At 64.6% G+C, this 19435-nt stretch carries 17 protein-coding genes and 1 other RNA gene; 11 read left to right on the top strand and 7 right to left on the bottom strand.

The features are described 5' to 3' along the window. Positions 1–101: 101 nt before the first annotated feature. Both ACZ899_RS14445 and ACZ899_RS14440 read right to left on the bottom strand, forming a co-directional pair. Positions 102–998: a GlxA family transcriptional regulator gene (locus tag ACZ899_RS14445; RefSeq protein WP_203652703.1), complete on the bottom strand. Its 897-nt coding sequence runs from the start codon at positions 996–998 to the stop codon at positions 102–104. A 243-nt stretch (positions 999–1241) separates the two neighbouring features. Further along, positions 1242–2282, bottom strand: coding sequence for an NADP(H)-dependent aldo-keto reductase (locus ACZ899_RS14440; protein ID WP_234562072.1), 1041 nt, complete (start codon positions 2280–2282; stop codon positions 1242–1244). Between the two features lie 256 nt (positions 2283–2538). On the opposite strand from ACZ899_RS14440, the gene rplM reads away from it, so the two are divergent. The 9 genes from rplM to ACZ899_RS14395 all read left to right on the top strand — a co-directional run bounded on the left by rplM (position 2539) and on the right by ACZ899_RS14395 (position 13857). After that, positions 2539–2967, top strand: a complete 429-nt coding sequence (gene rplM, locus ACZ899_RS14435) for a 50S ribosomal protein L13 (protein WP_008097538.1) — start codon at positions 2539–2541, stop codon at positions 2965–2967. Positions 2968–2981: 14 nt separating this feature from the next. After that, on the top strand, positions 2982–3374 hold the full coding sequence (gene rpsI, locus ACZ899_RS14430; protein WP_043198013.1) for a 30S ribosomal protein S9: 393 nt from the start codon (positions 2982–2984) through the stop codon (positions 3372–3374). A gap of 265 nt (positions 3375–3639) precedes the next feature. After that, entirely contained in the window at positions 3640–4233 is a 594-nt protein-coding gene (gene petA, locus ACZ899_RS14425) for a ubiquinol-cytochrome c reductase iron-sulfur subunit (RefSeq protein WP_023628711.1), read from the top strand. Next, positions 4233–5444, top strand: coding sequence for a cytochrome b (locus tag ACZ899_RS14420; RefSeq protein ID WP_203647917.1), 1212 nt, complete (start codon positions 4233–4235; stop codon positions 5442–5444). The genes petA and ACZ899_RS14420 overlap by 1 nt, the downstream gene beginning before the upstream one ends. Next, a complete protein-coding gene (locus ACZ899_RS14415) occupies positions 5444–6223 on the top strand; it encodes a cytochrome c1 (RefSeq protein WP_050703833.1) in 780 nt (259 codons plus the stop codon). Before ACZ899_RS14420 ends, ACZ899_RS14415 begins: the two co-directional genes overlap by 1 nt. 117 nt (positions 6224–6340) lie before the next feature. After that, a complete protein-coding gene (locus ACZ899_RS14410; RefSeq protein ID WP_234562074.1) occupies positions 6341–6964 on the top strand; it encodes a glutathione S-transferase N-terminal domain-containing protein in 624 nt (207 codons plus the stop codon). 12 nt (positions 6965–6976) lie between these two features. Next, entirely contained in the window at positions 6977–7396 is a 420-nt protein-coding gene (locus tag ACZ899_RS14405) for a ClpXP protease specificity-enhancing factor (protein WP_203647915.1), read from the top strand. A gap of 286 nt (positions 7397–7682) precedes the next feature. Beyond that, on the top strand, positions 7683–10682 hold the full coding sequence (eprS, locus tag ACZ899_RS14400; RefSeq protein WP_234562076.1) for an autotransporter serine peptidase EprS: 3000 nt from the start codon (positions 7683–7685) through the stop codon (positions 10680–10682). Positions 10683–10860: 178 nt separating this feature from the next. Beyond that, the gene (locus ACZ899_RS14395; protein ID WP_234562088.1) at positions 10861–13857 is read left to right on the top strand and encodes an autotransporter domain-containing protein; all 2997 of its coding nucleotides are present in this window, start codon (positions 10861–10863) and stop codon (positions 13855–13857) included. 74 nt (positions 13858–13931) lie between these two features. On the opposite strand, the gene ACZ899_RS14390 is transcribed toward ACZ899_RS14395, so the two are convergent. The 5 genes from ACZ899_RS14390 to ACZ899_RS14370 form a co-directional block, all read right to left on the bottom strand. Next, positions 13932–14150 (bottom strand): YgdI/YgdR family lipoprotein, encoded by a 219-nt coding sequence (locus ACZ899_RS14390; protein WP_028689754.1) that lies wholly within the window; start codon positions 14148–14150, stop codon positions 13932–13934. Positions 14151–14208: 58 nt separating this feature from the next. Beyond that, a complete protein-coding gene (locus ACZ899_RS14385; protein WP_050703839.1) occupies positions 14209–14787 on the bottom strand; it encodes a BON domain-containing protein in 579 nt (192 codons plus the stop codon). Next, entirely contained in the window at positions 14784–15377 is a 594-nt protein-coding gene (locus ACZ899_RS14380) for a phosphoheptose isomerase (RefSeq protein ID WP_198744430.1), read from the bottom strand. Before ACZ899_RS14380 ends, ACZ899_RS14385 begins: the two co-directional genes overlap by 4 nt. Before the next feature lie 87 nt (positions 15378–15464). Next, the gene (locus ACZ899_RS14375; protein ID WP_234562078.1) at positions 15465–15836 is read right to left on the bottom strand and encodes a YraN family protein; all 372 of its coding nucleotides are present in this window, start codon (positions 15834–15836) and stop codon (positions 15465–15467) included. Continuing rightward, a complete protein-coding gene (locus ACZ899_RS14370; RefSeq protein WP_234562080.1) occupies positions 15836–17653 on the bottom strand; it encodes a penicillin-binding protein activator in 1818 nt (605 codons plus the stop codon). The genes ACZ899_RS14375 and ACZ899_RS14370 overlap by 1 nt, the downstream gene beginning before the upstream one ends. Positions 17654–17842: 189 nt before the next feature. Here ACZ899_RS14370 and rsmI point away from each other — a divergent pair, with 189 nt between their 5' ends. Beyond that, the gene (gene rsmI, locus ACZ899_RS14365; RefSeq protein ID WP_326491855.1) at positions 17843–18718 is read left to right on the top strand and encodes a 16S rRNA (cytidine(1402)-2'-O)-methyltransferase; all 876 of its coding nucleotides are present in this window, start codon (positions 17843–17845) and stop codon (positions 18716–18718) included. Between the two features lie 67 nt (positions 18719–18785). Continuing rightward, positions 18786–19145, top strand: an RNA gene (gene rnpB / locus ACZ899_RS14360) — RNase P RNA component class A. Positions 19146–19435: the final 290 nt, after the last annotated feature.

Genomic DNA, 19435 nt, shown 5'->3' with positions numbered 1-19435 from the left:
TGTCGTGGGAGCGGGCTTGCCCCGCGATGGTGCCAGATCAAGCAGCCCTTTTGTCTGATCTGGCGCCATCGCGGGGCAAGCCCGCTCCCACGATAGAACGCTCAGGCTTCCTGCATGAACTGCTGCCGATACTGGTTCGGCGACAGCTCCGTGTGCTGGCGGAACAACCGGGCGAAGAAGCTCGCGTCGTCGTACCCCACCTCGTAGCTGATGGTCTTGATGCTCTTGCGCGTGCTCGACAGCAGGCCCTTGGCGGTCTCGATGCGTAGCCGCTGCAGATAGTGCAGCGGCTTGTCGCCGGTGGCGCTCTGGAAGCGGCGCATGAAGTTGCGGATGCTCATGCCGTGGTTGCGGGCCACGTCCTCGAAGCGGAACTTGTCGGCGAAGTGTTCCTCGAGCCAGTGCTGGATCTGCAGGATGATCAGGTCCTGGTGCAGCTTCTGGCCGCCGAAGCCCATGCGCCCCGGGGTGTAGCTGCGCTGCACCTCGTAGAGGATGTCGCGGGCCACGGCGCGGGCCACGTTGGCGCCGCAGAACCGCTCGATCAGGTAGATGTACAGGTCGCAGGCCGAGGTGGTGCCGCCGGCGCAGTACAGGTTGTCGGCGTCGGTCAGGTGCTTGTCCTGGTTCAGGCGGATCTTCGGGAAGCGCTCGGCGAAGTTGGCGAAGAAGCGCCAGTAGGTGGTCGCCTCCTTGCCATCGAGCAGCCCGGATTCGGCCAGCCAGAACACGCCGCTGGCCTCGGCGCACAGCACCGCGCCACGGGCATGCTGCTCGCGCAACCAGGGCAGGACCTGGGGATAGCGTTGCAGCAGGTTGTCGAAGTCGTCCCAGAACGCCGGCAGGATGATCACGTCGGCGTCGTTCAGGCCGCTGTCGACCGGCAGCTGCACGTTGCTGAAGCTGTCCACGGGCAAGCCGTCCGGGCTCACCAGGCCGATCTCGAACATCGGCTGCAGGCCCAGGCCCAGCTGCTTGCTGTAGCGCAGGCTGGCCAGGTGGAAGAAATCCTTGGCCTGCATCAGTGTCGAAGCGAACACTTTATCCACGGCCAGGATGCTGACGCGCCGCAAGGACGCGGAGGGTTGGGTAAACATCATTGTCATTGTTCTTATAGGGTAGAGTGGTCAATCACCGGCTGGATCGTCTTATTTTTTGGCGATTGTGTCTACCCCGCCAAAGTACGATCTCCCTCGCGGGGCAAGCCCGCTCCCACGCCTGCCTCGCGATGGGGGCTACGCTCAAGGCGCCGGGTTCGGCTGCTCCTGATGCACCGCCTCGATCGCCGCCAGCAGTTCATCGCCCAGGCTCAGCGCCTGGCTGTCGATATTGCTGCGTAACTGCTCGAGGCTGGTGGCGCCGATGATGTTGCTGGTTACGAACGGCTGGCGCGTCACGAACGCCAGCGCCATCTGCGCCGGGTCCAGCCCATGCTCGCGAGCCAGCTGCACGTAGCGATCGGAGGCGGCCACGGTCTGCGGGTTGGAGTAGCGGGCGAAGCGGCTGTACAGGGTCAGGCGGGCGTTTGCCGGGCGGGCACCGTCCTGGTACTTGCCCGAGAGCATGCCGAAGGCCAGCGGCGAATAGGCCAGCAGACCGCACTGCTCGCGGATCGCCACCTCCGCCAGGCCCACCTCGAAGCTGCGGTTGAGCAGGTTGTAGGGGTTCTGGATCGACACCGCCCGCGGCCAGCCGCGGGTCTCGGCCAGGTGCAGGAACTTCAGGGTGCCCCATGGGGTTTCGTTGGACAGGCCGATGTGGCGGATCTTACCGGCGCGCACCTGGTCGTCGAGCACTTCCAGGGTTTCTTCCAGCGGGGTGAAGATGTCCTGGGGCAGGTGCTGGTAGCCGAGCTTGCCGAAGAAGTTGGTGCTGCGCTCGGGCCAGTGCAACTGGTACAGGTCGATGCGGTCGGTCTGCAGGCGCTTCAGGCTCTCGTCCAGGGCGGCGACGATGTGCTGGCGGTTGTGCTTGAGCTGGCCGTCGCGGATATGGCTGATGCCGTTGCCGGGGCCGGCGACCTTGCTGGCGAGGATCCAGTCGTCGCGGTCGCCGTTGGCGGCGAACCAGTTGCCGATGATGCGTTCGGTGGCGGCATAGGTTTCCGGGCGCGGCGGCACCGGGTACATCTCGGCGGTGTCGATGAAGTTGATGCCGTGGGCCTTGGCCAGCTTGATCTGGGCGAAGGCGTCATCCTGGGTGTTCTGCTCGCCCCAGGTCATGGTGCCCAGGCACAGGGCGCTGACGTTGAGGTCGGTACGAGCGAGCTTGCGGTAATCCATCGGGAAGGCGCTCCGTGGCAAAGAGGTCCATAAAAGCAGGTTGAAATTTTTCCTGCAATCTGGATAATTCGGCCCCTCTCCGTGTGGCGGAAGTGATGCACCACCACAAAGGGAACCCTTGTCGAACATTGGCGTGCCCGACCCGAGCCCCCAAAAGCGTCAGCGTTCGGCTGCGCGCTTGCCCTTGGCAAGCTGTGCACTATCCAGTAAGATTCGCCGTCTATTTTTCGCTGGGCGGCCTCTGAGGCTTTAGAGAATGAAAACTTTTACTGCTAAACCGGAAACAGTAAAGCGCGAGTGGTTCGTAGTCGACGCCGCTGGTCAGACCCTGGGTCGTCTGGCTACCGAAATCGCTAGCCGCCTGCGTGGCAAGCACAAGCCAGAATACACCCCTCACGTTGACACCGGCGACTACATCGTCGTCATCAACGCCGAGCAAATCCGTGTGACTGGTGCCAAGTCTTCCGACAAGATGTACTACTCCCACTCCGGCTTCCCGGGCGGTATCAAGGAAATCAACTTCGAGAAGTTGATCGCCAAGGCCCCTGAGCGTGTTATCGAAACCGCGGTCAAAGGCATGCTGCCGAAGAACCCGCTGGGTCGCGACATGTACCGCAAGCTGAAAGTGTACGCGGGTGCAGCTCACCCACACACTGCTCAGCAGCCTCAAGAACTGAAGATCTAACGGGATAGTTCATTATGTCGGCGACTCAAAACTACGGCACTGGCCGTCGCAAGACCGCAACCGCACGTGTATTCCTGCGTCCGGGCACTGGCAACATTTCCATCAACAACCGTTCTCTGGACGTGTTCTTCGGCCGCGAAACCGCTCGCATGGTTGTTCGCCAGCCGCTGGAACTGACCGAGACCGTTGAGAAGTTCGACATCTACGTCACCGTTTCCGGTGGTGGTGTCAGCGGTCAAGCCGGTGCAATCCGCCACGGCATCACCCGCGCCCTGATGGAATACGACGAAACCCTGCGTGGCGCCCTGCGTCGTGCTGGCTTCGTCACCCGCGACGCTCGTGAAGTCGAGCGTAAGAAAGTGGGTCTGCGTAAAGCGCGTAAGCGTCCTCAGTACTCCAAGCGTTAATACCGCTTCGGCAGTCGAAAAAAGCCCGGTTCCTTTTTGGAACCGGGCTTTTTTTATGTCTTCAACTAACCTGTTTGCTAGTCCGTGGCCGTTTGTCGCATAGACGCAGATCAAGCAAAGCGAGGGTAGTGGCCCGACCAGCGGGTAATCACCTTGTCAGCGTGTGGATTTGTTCCTTACCATTGCGGCCAATTTTTAGTGCCACAGACGTACCTAAGTAGATGCCTGTTAGAACAGGCCAAGCAAGCTGATGGGAGAGGACTGAATGAGCAATGACGGCGTCAACGCAGGCCGGCGCCGCTTCCTCGTAGCCGCGACATCCGTGGTCGGGGCAGCGGGGGCAGTGGGGGCAGCGGTACCGTTCGTGGGGTCATGGTTTCCCAGTGCCAAGGCGAAAGCCGCAGGGGCACCGGTGAAGGTCAATATCGCCAAGGTCGAGCCCGGCCAGCAGATGGTGGCCGAGTGGCGCGGTCAACCTGTATTCATCGTGCGGCGAACGGAAGAGATCCTCGGAAATCTGAAAAAGATCACCGGCGAGCTGTCCGACCCCGAATCCAAGGCGTCGGTGCAGCCGACCTACGTCGATCCGCAAGTTCGCTCGATCAAGCCCGAGATCCTCATCCTGGTCGGCCTGTGCACGCACCTGGGCTGCTCGCCGACGTTCCGTCCTGAAGTCGCTCCCGCCGACCTGGGCCCGAAATGGGTCGGTGGCTATTTCTGCCCGTGCCACGGCTCGCACTACGACCTCGCCGGGCGCGTCTACAAGTCCCAGCCGGCGCCTCTTAACCTGCCAGTGCCACCGCACTCGTACGAGTCGGACGAAATCATCGTCATCGGCGTCGATCAGGAGAACGCATGATGAGCAAGTTCATGGAGTGGATCGATGCGCGCTTCCCCGCGACGAAGATGTGGGAAGACCACCTGAGCAAGTATTACGCGCCCAAGAACTTCAACTTCCTGTACTTCTTCGGCTCCCTGGCACTGCTGGTGCTGGTCAACCAGATCGTCACCGGCGTGTGGCTGACCATGAGTTTCACCCCCTCGGCGGAAGAGGCCTTCGCCTCGGTCGAGTACATCATGCGCGACGTCGAGTACGGCTGGATCCTGCGCTACCTGCACTCCACCGGTGCCTCGGCGTTCTTCATCGTGGTCTACCTGCACATGTTCCGCGGGCTGCTCTACGGCTCCTACCAGAAGCCGCGCGAGCTGGTCTGGCTGTTCGGCATGCTGATCTACCTGGCGCTGATGGCCGAGGCCTTCATGGGCTACCTGCTGCCGTGGGGCCAGATGTCCTACTGGGGTGCCCAGGTGATCATCTCGCTGTTCGGCGCGATCCCGGTCATCGGTGACGACCTGACCCAGTGGATCCGTGGTGACTACCTGATCTCCGGCATCACCTTGAACCGCTTCTTCGCCCTGCATGTGGTGGCCCTGCCGATCGTGATCCTCGGCCTGGTGGTGCTGCACATCCTGGCACTGCACGAAGTGGGTTCGAACAACCCCGATGGTGTGGATATCAAGAAGAACAAGGACGAGAACGGCATTCCGCTGGATGGCATCCCGTTCCACCCGTACTACACCGTCAAGGATATCGCCGGTGTGGTGGTGTTCCTCTTCGTGTTCTGCGCGGTGGTGTTCTTCTTCCCGGAAATGGGTGGCTACTTCCTGGAAAAACCGAACTTCGAACAGGCCAACGCCTTCAAGACCCCTGAGCACATCGCGCCTGTGTGGTACTTCACGCCGTTCTACGCGATCCTCCGTGCGGTGCCCGACAAGTTGTTCGGGGTCATCGCCATGGGTGCGGCGATCGCCGTGCTGTTCGTGTTGCCCTGGCTGGACCGCAGCCCCGTGCGCTCCATGCGCTACAAGGGCTGGCTGAGCAAGATCTGGTTGCTGGTGTTCTGCGTGTCCTTCGTCATCCTTGGCGTGCTGGGCGTACTGGCGCCAACCCCGGGACGTACCTTGCTGTCGCAGGTGTGCACGGTGCTGTACTTCGCCTACTTCCTGCTGATGCCGTTCTACACAAGGCTCGAGAAGACCAAACCGGTTCCGGAAAGGGTGACTGGCTGATGAAAAAGTTGATTGCAGTATGCTTGCTGGCACTGATGCCTAGCCTGTCGTTCGCCGCCGAACATGGCCTGGAGCTGGACAAGGTCGATATCGACCTGACCGACAAGGCCGCGATGCAGGATGGCGCGCGCACCTTCGCCAACTATTGCATGGGCTGCCACAGCGCCAAGTTCCAACGCTATGAGCGCGTGGCCGACGACCTGGGGATTCCCCATGAGCTGATGCTCGAGAACCTGGTGTTCACCGGCGCCAAGATCGGCGACCACATGAAGATCGGCATGCAGCCTAACGATGCCAAGACCTGGTTCGGCGCCGCGCCGCCCGACCTGACCCTGGTCGCCCGGGTGCGTGGCAACGACTGGCTGTACACCTACCTGCGCAGCTTCTACGAGGACAAGTCGCGACCATACGGGGTGAACAACAAGGTCTTCCCCAACGTCGGCATGCCCAACGTGCTGGTGGGCCTGCAGGGCAACCAGGTGATCGGTTGCAAGCAGGTGCAGACCGAAGTCGATGGCAAGAAGCAGTTCGACCCGCTGACTGGCAGTCCGCTGACCCATGAAGCATGCGACCAGCTGACCGTGGAGGAGAAATCCGGTACCCTGACGGCCGAGCAGTTCGACGAGAAGGTCAAGAACCTGGTGACCTTCCTGGCCTATTCGGCCAACCCGGTCAAACTGGAAAGCCAGCGCATCGGTACCTACGTGTTGCTGTACCTGGCTTTCTTCTTCGTGTTCGCCTACTTGCTCAAGCGCGAATACTGGAAGGACGTGCACTGATCACGCAGTAGTTTCTGGTAGTTGAACGCGCCCGGGGGGCTCCAGCGATATTGCTGGGGCGCCCCGGGCGCGTTTTCATTTGAAGTTTTACAAGCATCCCGTGCGAGGAGGCGCTACATGGGCGCAACCAACAGGTTAGCCTGCTATTCCGACCCCGCTGATCATTACTCTCATCGGGTCCGCCTGGTGCTCGCGGAGAAAGGCGTCACGGTGCAGATCATCGATGTCGACGCCAATCGCCTGCCGCCCAAGCTGATTGAAGTGAACCCTTACGGCAGCTTGCCGACCCTGGTCGATCGCGACCTGGCGCTGTACGAGTCGACCGTGGTGATGGAGTACCTCGAGGAGCGTTACCCGCACCCGCCGCTGATGCCGGTCTACCCGGTGGCCCGGGGCAACAGCCGCCTGCTGATGCACCGCATCCAGCGTGACTGGTGCGCCCTGGCCGACACCGTGCTCGATACGCGCAGCAGCGAGGCGGCACGCACCCAGGCGCGCAAGGAGCTGCGCGAGAGCCTGACCGGCGTGGCCCCGTTGTTCGGCGAGATGGCCTGCTTCATGAGCGAGGAGCAAAGCCTGGTCGATTGCTGTCTACTGCCCATACTCTGGCGCTTGCCGGTGATGGGTATCGAATTGCCGCGGCAGGCCAAGCCGCTGCTGGATTACATGGAGCGACAGTTCGCCCGCGAGCCTTTCCAGGCGAGCCTGTCCGCTGCCGAACGTGAAATGCGCAAGGTTTAAGAGGAACCGTTGATGAACTCCAGTCGCCCCTATCTGGTTCGTGCGCTGTACGAGTGGATCGTCGACAACGATTGCACGCCGCATATGCTGGTCAATGCCGAGTATCCGGCGGTCCAGGTGCCCCAGGGTTTTGCCAGCGATGGCCAGATCGTCCTGAACATTTCTCCCAGTGCCGTGCGCAGCCTGCACATGGACAACGAGGCGGTGAGCTTCGAAGGCCGCTTCGGCGGCGTGGCGCACTCGCTCTTTGTGCCGGTCGGCGCCATCCTCGGGATCTACGCCCGGGAGAACGGTCAGGGTATGGTCTTCGAGCTGGAGCCACCGCTCGAGGATGAGGATGACCTTGAAGACGACGCCGTGGAGCCGGATGACCAAGGTCCGCCCGAGCCGCCGCGCCCGAGTGGCCGTCCAAGCCTGAAGGTGGTCAAGTAACTACGCAGCAAGAAGATCCCGGCCGCTGCGCGAGCCTCATGGAGCGCATGCCTGTGTTTTGTGACAGCTGTTGGCTATTTATTAACGCCGATTGACATATCGTAATCAATTTCAGAAGCTCACGACTTGCAGCCGAAGGCTGCCTCCAGGCCTGAGGCCGAAGTAACCTGGCCAGGGGCGGGAAACCGCCTCTGGCTCGATGGGGCCTTGCGGCCAGGCAATGCAGCGACACACCGGTCGACCCAGGACGGGCGACCCAACAACAAAAACAAGAGAAGTCATCGACATGGATGTGAGATGTGATCAGCTCAAGGCGCTGACGGGCACCCTGTGCCTGGCGTTCGCCACCGGACTGCCGCTGTCTGCTGCGGCGGCCTACCAGGAAACCGGTCGCCCGGGCGACCCCGCCAGCTGGCGGTCGGCCGAGTACCAGCAGGACTGGGGCCTGGAGCGCATGCAGGCGAGCCAGGCCTATGCCGCCGGCATCACCGGCGCCGGGGTCAGCATCGGCGCCCTGGACTCGGGGTTCGATGCCGCCCATCCCGAAGCCAGCCCCGGACGTTTTCACTCGGTTACCGCCACCGGCCAGTACCTGGACGGCACTCCGTTCAGCGTGTCCGGGGTGCTCAATGGCGCCAACGACAGCCATGGCACCCATGTCACCGGCACCATGGGCGCGGCCCGTGATGGCGCTGGCATGCATGGCGTGGCCTTCAATGCCCAGGTCTACGTGGGCAACACCAACCACGACGACAAGTTTTTGTTCGGTCCCGGCCCTGACCCCAAGTATTTCAAGGCGGTCTACGATGCCCTGGTGGACGCCGGTGTGCGGGCCATCAACAACAGCTGGGGCAGCCAGCCCAAGGATGTCAGCTACCAGACCCTGGACGGCTTGCGCGCGGCCTACGCCCAGCATTTCCAGCAGGACACCTGGCTCGACGCCGCCGGCGACGTGGCGCGCCGCGGCGTGATCAACGTATTCAGCGCCGGCAACAGCGGCTATGCCAACGCCAGCGTGCGCTCGGCGCTGCCGTACTTCCAGCCGGAGCTGGAAGGTCACTGGCTGGCGGTGTCGGGTCTGGACAAGAACAACCAGCAGAAATACAACCAGTGCGGCATTGCCAAGTACTGGTGTCTGGCGACCCCGGGCGCGGCGATCAGCAGCACCGTGCCCGGTGGCGGCTACGCCACCTACAACGGCACCTCGATGGCCGCGCCCCATGCCACTGGAGCCTTGGCCCTGGTCATGGAGCGCTATCCCTACCTGAACAACCAGCAGGCCCTGCAAGTGCTGCTGACCACCTCGCGCCAGCTCGATGGTTCGCCGACCCAGGGGCCCAGCGACCGGGTCGGCTGGGGCGTCCCGGACCTGGGCCGGGCGTTGCACGGGCCCGGGCAGTTGCTGGGTGAATTCGACGTCAACCTGGGGCGCGGGCAGGGCGATACCTGGAGCAACGGCATCTCCGACCAGGCCTTGATACAGCGTCAAACCGAGGATGCCGCAGAGCGCCAGGCCTGGCAGCAGACCCTCAAGGATCGCGGCTGGGAGCACGGCCTGGCAGCGGGCGCCAGCCAGCAGGATCGCAGCGACTATGCCCTGGGCATGGCCCGCGACGCGGCTGCCGCGCAGCGGGTTTACCAAGGTAGCCTGGTCAAGTCCGGGGCTGGCTGGCTCGAACTCACGGGGGACAGCAGCTACCGCGGCCCGACCCGCGTCGATGGCGGCTTGCTGGCGGTCAACGGCAGTCTGCAATCGGCGGTGACGGTCAACGCAGGCGGTACCCTGGGCGGCAATGGGCGGGTCGGCGCCCTGACCGCCAGCGCCGGGGGCGTGGTGGCCCCGGGTAACTCCATCGGCACCTTGAATGTCGCTGGCAACCTGGACTTGCAGCCGGGCTCGACCTACCGGGTGGAACTGTCGCCCACGGCCAGCGACCGGCTCGTCGTTGCTGGCCAGGCCAGTGTCGGCGGCGCCAATCTCAGCCTGGAGCCCCAGGCGCGGGCGAACCTGTTGGCCGGCGGCCCGGTATCCAGCCTGGTGGGGCGCCAGTTCGATATCCTGCAGGCGGCGGGTGGCGTCAACGGGCGCTTTGCCCAGGTCGAGCCCGACTACCTGTTCCTGGGGACCTTCCTCGATTATTCTGCCAACGGCGTGCAACTGGATGTGACGCGCAGCGCCACGACGTTCGCCAGCGTCGGCGCCACGCCCAACCAGCGCGCCAGCGGCGGCGCCGTGGAACGGTTGGGTCCAGGCAATCCCGTGTATGAAAGCCTGCTGCTTTCGACCTCGGCGGACCAGGCCCGGGACGGCCTGCGCCAGCTGGCCGGGGAGATCTACCCGGCGCTGGACTCGATGCTGCTCAGCCAGGGCTCGGTCTTGCGCGATGCCCTGGGTGAGCGCGTGCAAGACCGAGCCTTGAGCGCTGGCGCGTCTGGAGCGAGTGCCAGCGAGTCGGGCTCGACCCAGCTCTGGCTCAAGGGCCTGGGCAGTTGGGGGCGCATCGAGGGCGTGCAGGGCAGCGAGTCCTATACCAGTTCCCTGGGCGGCGTGCTGCTGGGCGTGGACCATGACCTTGACGAGCAGACCCGGGCCGGCCTGGCCGCAGGTTATAGCGACAGCTCCCTGGGCATGGGCGGCAGCCATTCCCGGGCCACGGTCGACAGCTATCACCTGGGCGCCTATGTCCGCCACGACCTGGACCAGCTGCGCCTGAGCCTGGGCGCCAGCCACAGCTGGCACCGTGCCGAGGTCCGGCGCGACCTGGCCTATGGCGAGGTGTCCGGTCGTCAGCGTGCACGGGTCGATGCCCGCAGCCAGCAGGTGTTCGCCGAGGCGGCCTATCGCCTGGCGTTGCCAGCGGTGCAGCTGGAGCCTTTCGCCAACCTGACCTACCAGCATCTGGATCGCGACGGCTTCCACGAGAAAGGCGATGCCGCGGCGCTGCATGCCGGTGACGAGCAGCGCGATGCCTGGCTCAGCACCTTGGGCCTGCGTGGGCGCCAGCAATGGCAACTGGGCCCGCAACAAGACCTGCAGTTGGCGGCAAGCCTGGGCTGGCAGCATCGCCTGAGCGGCACCCAGGATCGCGAACACCTGGCTTTCGCCAGCAGCGATCTGCCGTTCCGGGTGGAGACTGCGCCGGCCTTGCGCGATGCCGCGCTGGTGGGGCTGCAGGCGCGGGTGGGGTTGACCCGCGACCTGGACCTGAGCCTGGACTACCAGGGGCGCCTGGCCAGTCGCGAACAACAGCATGGCGCGGGACTCAACCTGCAATGGCGGTTCTGAAACGCCCTGGCGCGGGTTGCGCCAGGCGTTGCAACACGGAGTGTGACCAACGCGGTACTAAACCAAAACAAAACTAAGGAAGGTTGTAGTGAAGCAAGTCAGAAAGGATGACAGCGCACTCGCGCAGGGCTGGGCCCTGGCCCCACTGGGGCGGGCATTGGTGGGTTGGGTGGCGCTGATGGGTACGGCCCAGGCCGCGCCCTATGTGGAGAGTGGCCGGCTGGGTGACGCCAGCAGCTGGCGCAGCAGCGAGTTCAAGGCCGATTGGGGGCTGGGGGCAATCCACGCCGACAGCGCCTATGCCGCCGGCTACAGCGGCAAGGGGGTGAAGCTGGGGATCTTCGACCAGCCGGTATACGCCCCGCACCCCGAGTTCGCCGGCAAGGACAAGATCGTGACCCTGGTCACCAGCGGCATCCGCCAGTACACCGACCCCTACATTCCGGTGAAGGCCGGCGATGCGTTCCGCTATGACGGCAGCCCGTCGGTGGGCTCGGACGGCAAGCTCGGCTCCCACGGCACCCATGTCGGCGGGATCGCCGCCGGCAACCGTGACGGCGAGTCGATGCACGGCGTGGCCTATGATGCGCAGATCATCAGTGCCGACAACGGCGACCCCGGTCCCGAGGACGGCATCGTCCTGGGCAACGATGGCGCGGTGTACAAGGCCGGCTGGGACAGCCTGGTGGCCAGCGGCGCGCGGATCATCAACAACAGCTGGGGCATCGGCATCACCGACCGCTTCGCCAAGGGCGGGCGCAATCCGGACTTCCCGCATTTCACCGTGGACGATGCCCGGGCACAGTTCGCGCAGATCCAGCCGCTGCTGGGCACCTTGCCCGGCGGCGCCTACGACGGGGCCATCGCTGCAGCCCGCAGCGGAGTCCTGACTATCTTCGCCGCCGGCAACGACTACAACCTGAACAACCCCGATGCAATTGCCGGGCTGGGCTATTTTGTCCCGGAGATCGCGCCCAACTGGCTGACCGTCGCGGCGCTGCAGCAGAACCCCGACACCAGCAGCGCAAACCCCTATCTGGTCAGTACGTTCTCTTCTCGCTGCGGCTATACCGCAAGCTTCTGCGTCTCGGCTCCCGGTACCCGGATCTACAGCGCGGTGATCGGTGGCACCAGCCTGGAAGACCTGACCCAGGGCTACGCCAACAAGAACGGCACGTCCATGGCCGCGCCCCATGCCGCTGGCGCGGCGGCGGTGCTGATGGAGCGCTTCCCCTACATGAGCGGCGCTCAGATCGCCAGCGTGCTGCGCACCACCGCCACCGACATGGGCGCGCCCGGCATCGATGCCTTGTACGGTTGGGGCATGATCAACCTGGACAAGGGTATCCGCGGTCCGGGCATGTTGGTCACCGAGCAGGACATCCCCGAGGAGTTCCGCATCGCCGGTGGCTACGGCCCGAGCCAGTTCGTGGTCGATCTGCCGGGTGTCGGCGCCGTGGTGGATGCCGGCAGGCCGACCCAGCGACGCTGCAACGACCTTAGCTGCGTGCTGGACCTGTGGAGCAACGATATCTCCGGCCATGGCGGCCTGACCAAGCAGGGTATCGGTACCCTGGTGCTCAGCGGCAACAACTCCTATGCCGGGCCGACCCTGGTCAACCAGGGGCGGCTGGCGGTCAATGGCTCGCTGCAATCGACGGTGACCGTCAATGACGGCGGCGTGCTGGGTGGCAATGGCCGGATCGGTGCGCTGGTGGTCAACCGTGGTGGCGTGGTGGCGCCGGGCAACTCCATCGGCACCTTGCGCGTGGCCTCCGACGTGACCTTCCAGCCGGGCTCGACCTATGCCGTGGAGGTTGATGCTACTGGCAGCGACCGCCTGGTCAGCGATGGCACGGTTTCGGTAAACGGTGCGAACCTGGCCCTGGATCTGCAGAACCCCGGGGTTTCGCTGCAGTCCCAGCAGGCAACCAGCCTGGTGGGGCGTCAGTTCGACATCCTGCAGGCCGCAGGCGGCGTGCAGGGCGGTTTTGCCGCTGTGCAGTCCAACCTGCTGTTCCTCGGTGGTGGCCTGGCCTATACCGGCACCGGGGTGCAGCTGGCGGTGCAACGTAGCGCCAGCTTCGCCAGTGTCGGCTTGACCGCCAACCAGCGTTCGGTGGCCGCGGCTGCCGATCGGCTCGGTGCGGGCAACCCGGTCTACGAGAGCCTGCTGTTGTCGGCCGATGCCGGCAGCGCCCGGCAGGCGTTCGATCAGCTGTCCGGTGAAATCCACCCGGCGGTGGGCAACCTGCTGCTCAACGACAGTCGCCAATTGCGCGACGCCGTGGGCGAGCGTACTCGCCAGCAGGGTGTCGCTGCCGCTCCGGCCACGGACGGCCAGGGCAACGGCCTGTGGGTCAAAGCCCTGGGAGCCTGGGGCAAGGCCGACGGTGATTCCGGACATGCGCGCTACAGCAGTTCGATTGGCGGCATGCTGCTGGGGGTTGACGGACAGATGAGCGAGGACACCCGCGTCGGCGTCTTCACCGGCTACAGCGACAGCTCGCTGAGCATGGGCGATGGTCGTCATTCCTCGGCCAGCGTCGACAGCTACCACCTGGGTGCCTATGCCGGCAAGGAACTGGAGCAGGTGCGCCTGAGCCTGGGCGGCAGCCACAGCTGGCACCGCATCGAGACCAAGCGCGAGCTGCAATACAACGAGGTCAGTGATCGCCAGAAGAGCAAGCGCGATGCGCAGAGCACCCAGGTGTTCGGCGAGGCCGCCTGGAAGGTCGCGGTGCCGGGCATGGCGCTGGAACCGTTCGCCAACCTGGCCTATGTGCATATCGCCAGCGACAGCTTCAAGGAGCATGGTGGCGCCGCAGCACTCAAGGGCGGGCGGGATAACCGCGATGCCTGGCTCTCGACCCTGGGCATGCGCGCCGGCAAGCAGCTGCAGTTGTCCAGCGGCCAGGCGGTGGAACTTTCCGCGACCCTGGGCTGGCAGCACAACCTGAGCTCCACCGGGGCCGACCAGCACCTGGCCTTTGCCGGTCAGGGCGATACCTACAAGGTCCAGGCGCTGTCTCTGGACCGTGATGCGGCGGTGGTCGGCGCACGGGCGGGGATCAGCCTGGGGCGTCAGGCCCGGGTCAACCTCGATTACAACGGACTGCTGGGTAGCCGCGACAAGAGCCACGGGGTCGGCCTGACCCTGGACTGGGCGTTCTGAGGCCCTGAAAAACAAAACGCCCGATGCTGTGCATCGGGCGTTTTGCTTGGCCTGGCTGAACCGCCATTTCGCAATTACAGGTCCTTGATGCTCTGCACCTGGTCCTTGTTGATGCGGGTCGGCTTGCCGTCCAGTTGCTTGAACTCGTAGAAGCCGGAGTTGCGGTCGAAGTGCGGAGTGTCGGTAGTCTGCAGTTCGCGACCATCGTTGAGGGTGATCACGCTAGGGGTGGAGCAGCCGGCCAGGGTGGCGAAGGCGCCGATCAGCAGGGCGGGCAGCAGCAGCTTTTTCATGGGGTACTTCCTGGATCAGAGGGAAAAGGCGAGCGTCATGACGCTCGCCGAAGGGTTGTCAGTCGATGTATTCGAACAACTTGACGATCTTCTGCACGCCCGACACGCCCTGCACCACGTTGGTGGCGGCGTTGGCCTCCTGCTGCCGGACCAGGCCGAGCAGGTAGACAATACCGTTCTCGGTGATCACCTTGATGCGCGAGCTGGGAACGCTTTCGTCGGTCAGCATCTGGGTCTTGATCTTGGTGGTCAGCCAGGCGTCGTTGTTGCGCGCCAGGATCGAAGAGGGCTGAATCACTTGCAGCTCGTTATGCACCTTCTTGACCCGCTGCACCTGGCCGGCGGTCTGCTCGGCAAGGGACTTGAGGTCGGCGCGCGGGGTCTGGCCGGCGAGCAGCACCACGCCGTTGTAGCTGCTGACGACGATGTGCGAGCCCTTGTCCAGCTCAGGGTTGGCCTTGGCGATGTTGACCGAGACCTTGGTCTCGATCAGCGAATCGTCGATCTTGCTGCCGATGGTGCGGGTGCCGCGGTCGTCCTCGATCGGCGAGTTGCGGGTCGAGGTCAGCACGGAACTGCAGCCGGAGACACCCAGGCACAGGGTTAGGGCCATCAGGCCGAGACGCTTGGAGATCATTCTTCACTCCCGAACAGTTGGCTGTCGATCAGGTCGCACAGACAGTGGATCGCCAGCAGGTGGACTTCCTGGATGCGTGCGGTCACGGTCGAGGGTACGCGGATTTCCACGTCCTCGGGCAGCAGCAGCGAGGCCATGCCGCCGCCGTCGCGCCCGGTCAGGGCAACGACGATCATTTCGCGGTCATGGGCGGCCTGGATCGCCTGGATCACGTTGGCCGAGTTGCCGCTGGTGGAGATCGCCAGCAGAACGTCGCCGGGCTGGCCCAGGGCGCGGATCTGCTTGGAGAAGATTTCGTTGTAGCTGTAGTCGTTGGCGATCGAGGTGAGCGTGGAGCTGTCGGTGGTCAGGGCGATGGCCGGCAGGCTCGGGCGCTCGCGCTCGAAGCGGTTGAGCAGCTCCGAAGAGAAATGCTGGGCATCACCGGCCGAGCCGCCGTTGCCGCAGGCGAGCATCTTGCCGTCGTTGAGCAGGGTGTTGACCATGACCAGGCTGGCCTGCTCGATGTAGGGTGCCAGGATGTCCATTGCCTGTTGCTTGGTGTCGATGCTGTTCTGGAACAGTCGGCGGATTCGGGATTGCATGTCCATCTGGGTGACCTTAAGAGGGGCGGTGGCCTTTGCTACGCGCAACAGTGACCAGCCCGCGAAACATAGAGCTAGAAAATCGAATTGGGTTCAGCATTCGAAGGCGTTTTTCAGCCAATGAAGCGGTTGCCCCGCATGCCCCTGGCCCTGCAGGGCGACTACGTCGAAACGGCAGGGGTGGGTGGCCCAGTGGGGCGTTTGCTGCAGGAAGAGGTTGGCGGCCAGCGCCAGTCGCTGCTGCTTGCGCCCATCGATACTGGCGAGCGCTCCGCCGAACTCCGCATGCAACCGGTAGCGGACTTCGACGAATACTACTGTATCGGCATCGAGCATGACCAGATCGAGCTCGCCCCGCTTGCATCGCCAGTTGCGCGCCAGCAGCCGCAGGCCTTGCCCTTGAAGGTACTCAAGGGCATGGTCCTCGGCGGCCTGGCCGGCATGGCTGGGCGATGCGCCAGGCATCAGCGCGGCGTGTCCGGCAGGCGCTTGACCTGGCCGCCGGCGAACTCGGCCCACGGCAGCTGGCGTTCGACGCGCTGGTTGGCATTCATGCTCAGGCTGCCCGACAGGCCTTCGACGCGGTTGTCCGGCAGTGCCTTGAGCTGGCCCAGGCGCGGTGCCAGGCTGTAGGCGTCGACGCCCATGGCGTACAGGCGGCCGAGGCTGCCGGCGGCCTGCGGCCACTGCTGCACGACCTGCTGGCGCAGGCTGTTGCTGCTGTCCAGCAGCCACGGCGTTTCGCAGAAGCGGATGCCGTTCATGTCGTTGTACTGGTTGACGTCGCCGCTGGCGCTGTACAGGTTGGAGGTGGCGTAGACCGGCACGTCGCCGGCGTACTGGAAGTTCAGCGTCGGCTTGATCTGCTGGGCCTGCTGCGGCGTCGAGGCGAGGAAGATGAAATCGATGTCCTGGCGACGCGAAGGCTGGGCGGCGATGTTGCCGCCGACGGTGCTCTGCAGGCTCTTGGCGCGGCCTTCGCTCTGGCGCAGCTGGAACAGGTCGGCGATCTGCTGGGCGAGGGCGACCGGCTGGGCGATGCGCTGGGCGCTGATCAGGGTGCCGCCATTGCCTTCCCAGTCCTGGCGGAAGGCGGCGAGCACGCGGTCGCCCCATTCACCGCTCGGCACCAGGGCCACGGCGCGGACCATGCCGTCGGCGCGGGCGCGGCGGGCGACTTCGCGGGCTTCGTCCTCGGCGGCCAGGCCGAACTGGAACAGTTGCGGCGGGGCTTTCTGGCCGGCGTCGGCGTAGTTCAGGGCCAGGGTGGTGATGGGCAGTTGCGGGTAGGCGGCGAGTTTCTTGACCAGCGGTTTTTCCAGCGGGCCGACCACCAGTTGCACGCCGGCGGCCTGGGCCTGGCGGTAGAAGTCATCGAGCGAGGTGATGCGCGAGCTGTCGAACACCTGCACCGCCGGGGCCGGCTGGCCACCTTGCTGGGCCTGGAAGTGGGCGGCCATGAAGCCGTCGCGCAGGGCGCGGGCGACACCGGCCAGCGGGCCTTCCTGGGGCAGCAGCAGGGCGATCTTGGTCAGTGGCTGGCTCGCCAGCTCCTTGAGCTTGACCAAGGCGGTCGGCAGTTGCCTGGCCGCCGGGTGCTCGGGGTGCTGCTGGCGCCAGCTGTCGATGGCGGCCTGTTGCTGTTCCAGGGTGCCGGCGCGCTTCACGGCGAGGGCCAGGCTGGTCCAGCCGGCCAGGGTCTCGTTGGCGGCGGGCTGCTGCAGTTGCTCTGCGGGCAGCGAGGCGACCAGGGCCCAGGTCGCGTCGTTGTTGGCGGCGGCGGCCTGCTCGCTGAGCAGCGGCGCCAGCAGTACGCGCTGCTGGGCCGCGGCCAGGGCCTGGCCGTCGGCTTCGAGGGCGGCGGCGTGGACGCTGTAGGTGCGAGCCTGCTGCTCGGCCGGCAGTTCGCCGACGCGCTGCAGGCTCGGGTGGCCGAGGGCGGTCAGGGCGGCCTTGGGCTGGTTGCGGCTCATGGCCAGTTCCGCAGCCAGGGTCGAGGCGAACACCTGCTGGGCGGGCTTGAGCGGTTCCAGCGGGACCTGCTCGAGGATCCGGGCCGCGCGCGGGAAGTCCTTCTGCTTGTATGCCAGGTCCGCGGCGCTCAGGCGCAGCAGGGCCGCGTCCTCGGCGGACTTGCTGGAGGCCGCCTTCTCGAGCAGTTGCTCGATGCTGGCGTCCGGGGTGCGCGGCAGTTCGCCCAGGCTGGATGAGGGCGAGCTGGCGCAGGCTGCCAGCAGGGCAGCGAGGCAGAGGGCTGTGAGCAGCCGCAGACAAGCGATCATGTAAAGGTCCTGTTACTCGATCAAGTTGGCCGGCAATTGTACCCAAGCGGGGGGCGGGGCGCGATCTCGTCGACACTGATCCTTCACTATAGGTGGCCGCCGGGTGTACCGGGGGTGAAGTTCTTTGCGCCCTGTTACCGGCGCTCGGGCTACAATGACGACCTTTGATCCGGAAAGCAGGTGTGCGCAGTGACTGATGTTGCAGGGGTTTCGAAATCCACGTTGGGCAAGCTTTACGTCGTCGCCACGCCCATCGGCAACCTCGACGACATGAGCGCCCGGGCGCTGAAGGTGCTGGCCGACGTGGGCCTGATCGCCGCCGAGGACACCCGTCACTCGGTGCGCCTGCTGCAGCATTTCGGCATCGACACGCCGCTGGCGGCCTGCCATGAGCACAACGAGCGCGACGAAGGCGGGCGTTTCATCACACGCCTGCTGGCCGGCGACGATGTGGCGCTGGTGTCCGATGCCGGCACCCCGCTGATTTCCGACCCGGGTTATCACCTGGTGCGCCAGGCGCGTGCCGCCGGGGTGCAGGTGGTGCCGGTGCCCGGCGCCTGCGCGCTGATCGCCGCGCTGTCGGCGGCGGGGCTGCCGTCGGACCGCTTCATCTTCGAGGGGTTCCTGCCGGCCAAGGCCGCCGGGCGCAAGGCGCGCCTGGAGCAGGTCAGGGAAGAGCCGCGCACGCTGATCTTCTATGAGGCGCCGCATCGCATCCTCGAATGCCTGCAAGACATGGAGGCGGTGTTCGGCGGCGAGCGTCCGGCGCTATTGGCCCGCGAGATCACCAAGACCTTCGAGACCCTGAAGGGGCTGCCCCTGGCCGAGCTGCGCGCGTTCGTGCAGGACGACAGCAACCAGCAACGTGGTGAGTGCGTGGTGCTGGTGGCCGGCTGGAGTGCGCCGGAGGGCGAGCAGGCGATCAGCAGTGAAACGCAGCGCGTTCTGGACTTGCTGCTGGCCGAGCTGCCGTTGAAAAAGGCTGCTGCGCTGGCGGCCGAGATCACGGGGGTGCGCAAGAACCTGCTCTATCAGCTGGCGCTGGAGAAACAGAAATCCCACTAATGGCGTAATGGCATTATTTGTCACATCGCTTGTTCTTGAGCGCGCCTCCCGGTAACCTTGTCGGCGGAGAGTCGATCGGACAGTCGCTGCCGTCTTTTGTTCCGCAAGAGGCGGGGGAGGAAAGTCCGGGCTCCATAGGGCAGAGTGCCAGGTAACGCCTGGGAGGCGCGAGCCTACGGAAAGTGCCACAGAAAACAACCGCCTAAGCGCTTCGGCGCCGGTAAGGGTGAAAAGGTGCGGTAAGAGCGCACCGCGCGACTGGCAACAGTTCGTGGCTAGGTAAACCCCACTCGGAGCAAGACCAAATAGGGTTCCATACGGCGTGGCCCGCGTCGGAACCGGGTAGGTTGCTAGAGGCGTCCAGTGATGGCCGTCGTAGAGGAATGACTGTCCTCGACAAAACCCGGCTTACAGATCGACTCTCCACCTCTTCCCTCCCTGCTTGAATCGATAGCAGAAGCGTCCTGGTAATACCGAAAAATTCTTACTCTTAATAAATCACTTTAACTTCGCACTCTATCCGCTTGAGTGTGTTTGATTTTTCCCGTCAGTTTTCTTCTCCGGCAATCCTTCCACCTTCCTTTGTTGAGCTAAATCGCCGTCCTGTAAGGGATTTCCTTATGAACGTGCCTTGACGGTGTGGCGGGCGGATTCCTATAGTGTGCGCAAGTGGCAGAAAGTGGGATGAAGTGGGTTTTCTGACACAAAAAAGCTAAC

It is taken from the genome of Pseudomonas sp. TE31087, from assembly GCF_057284075.1.
This window is presented reverse-complemented; position numbering and strand designations above follow the sequence as displayed.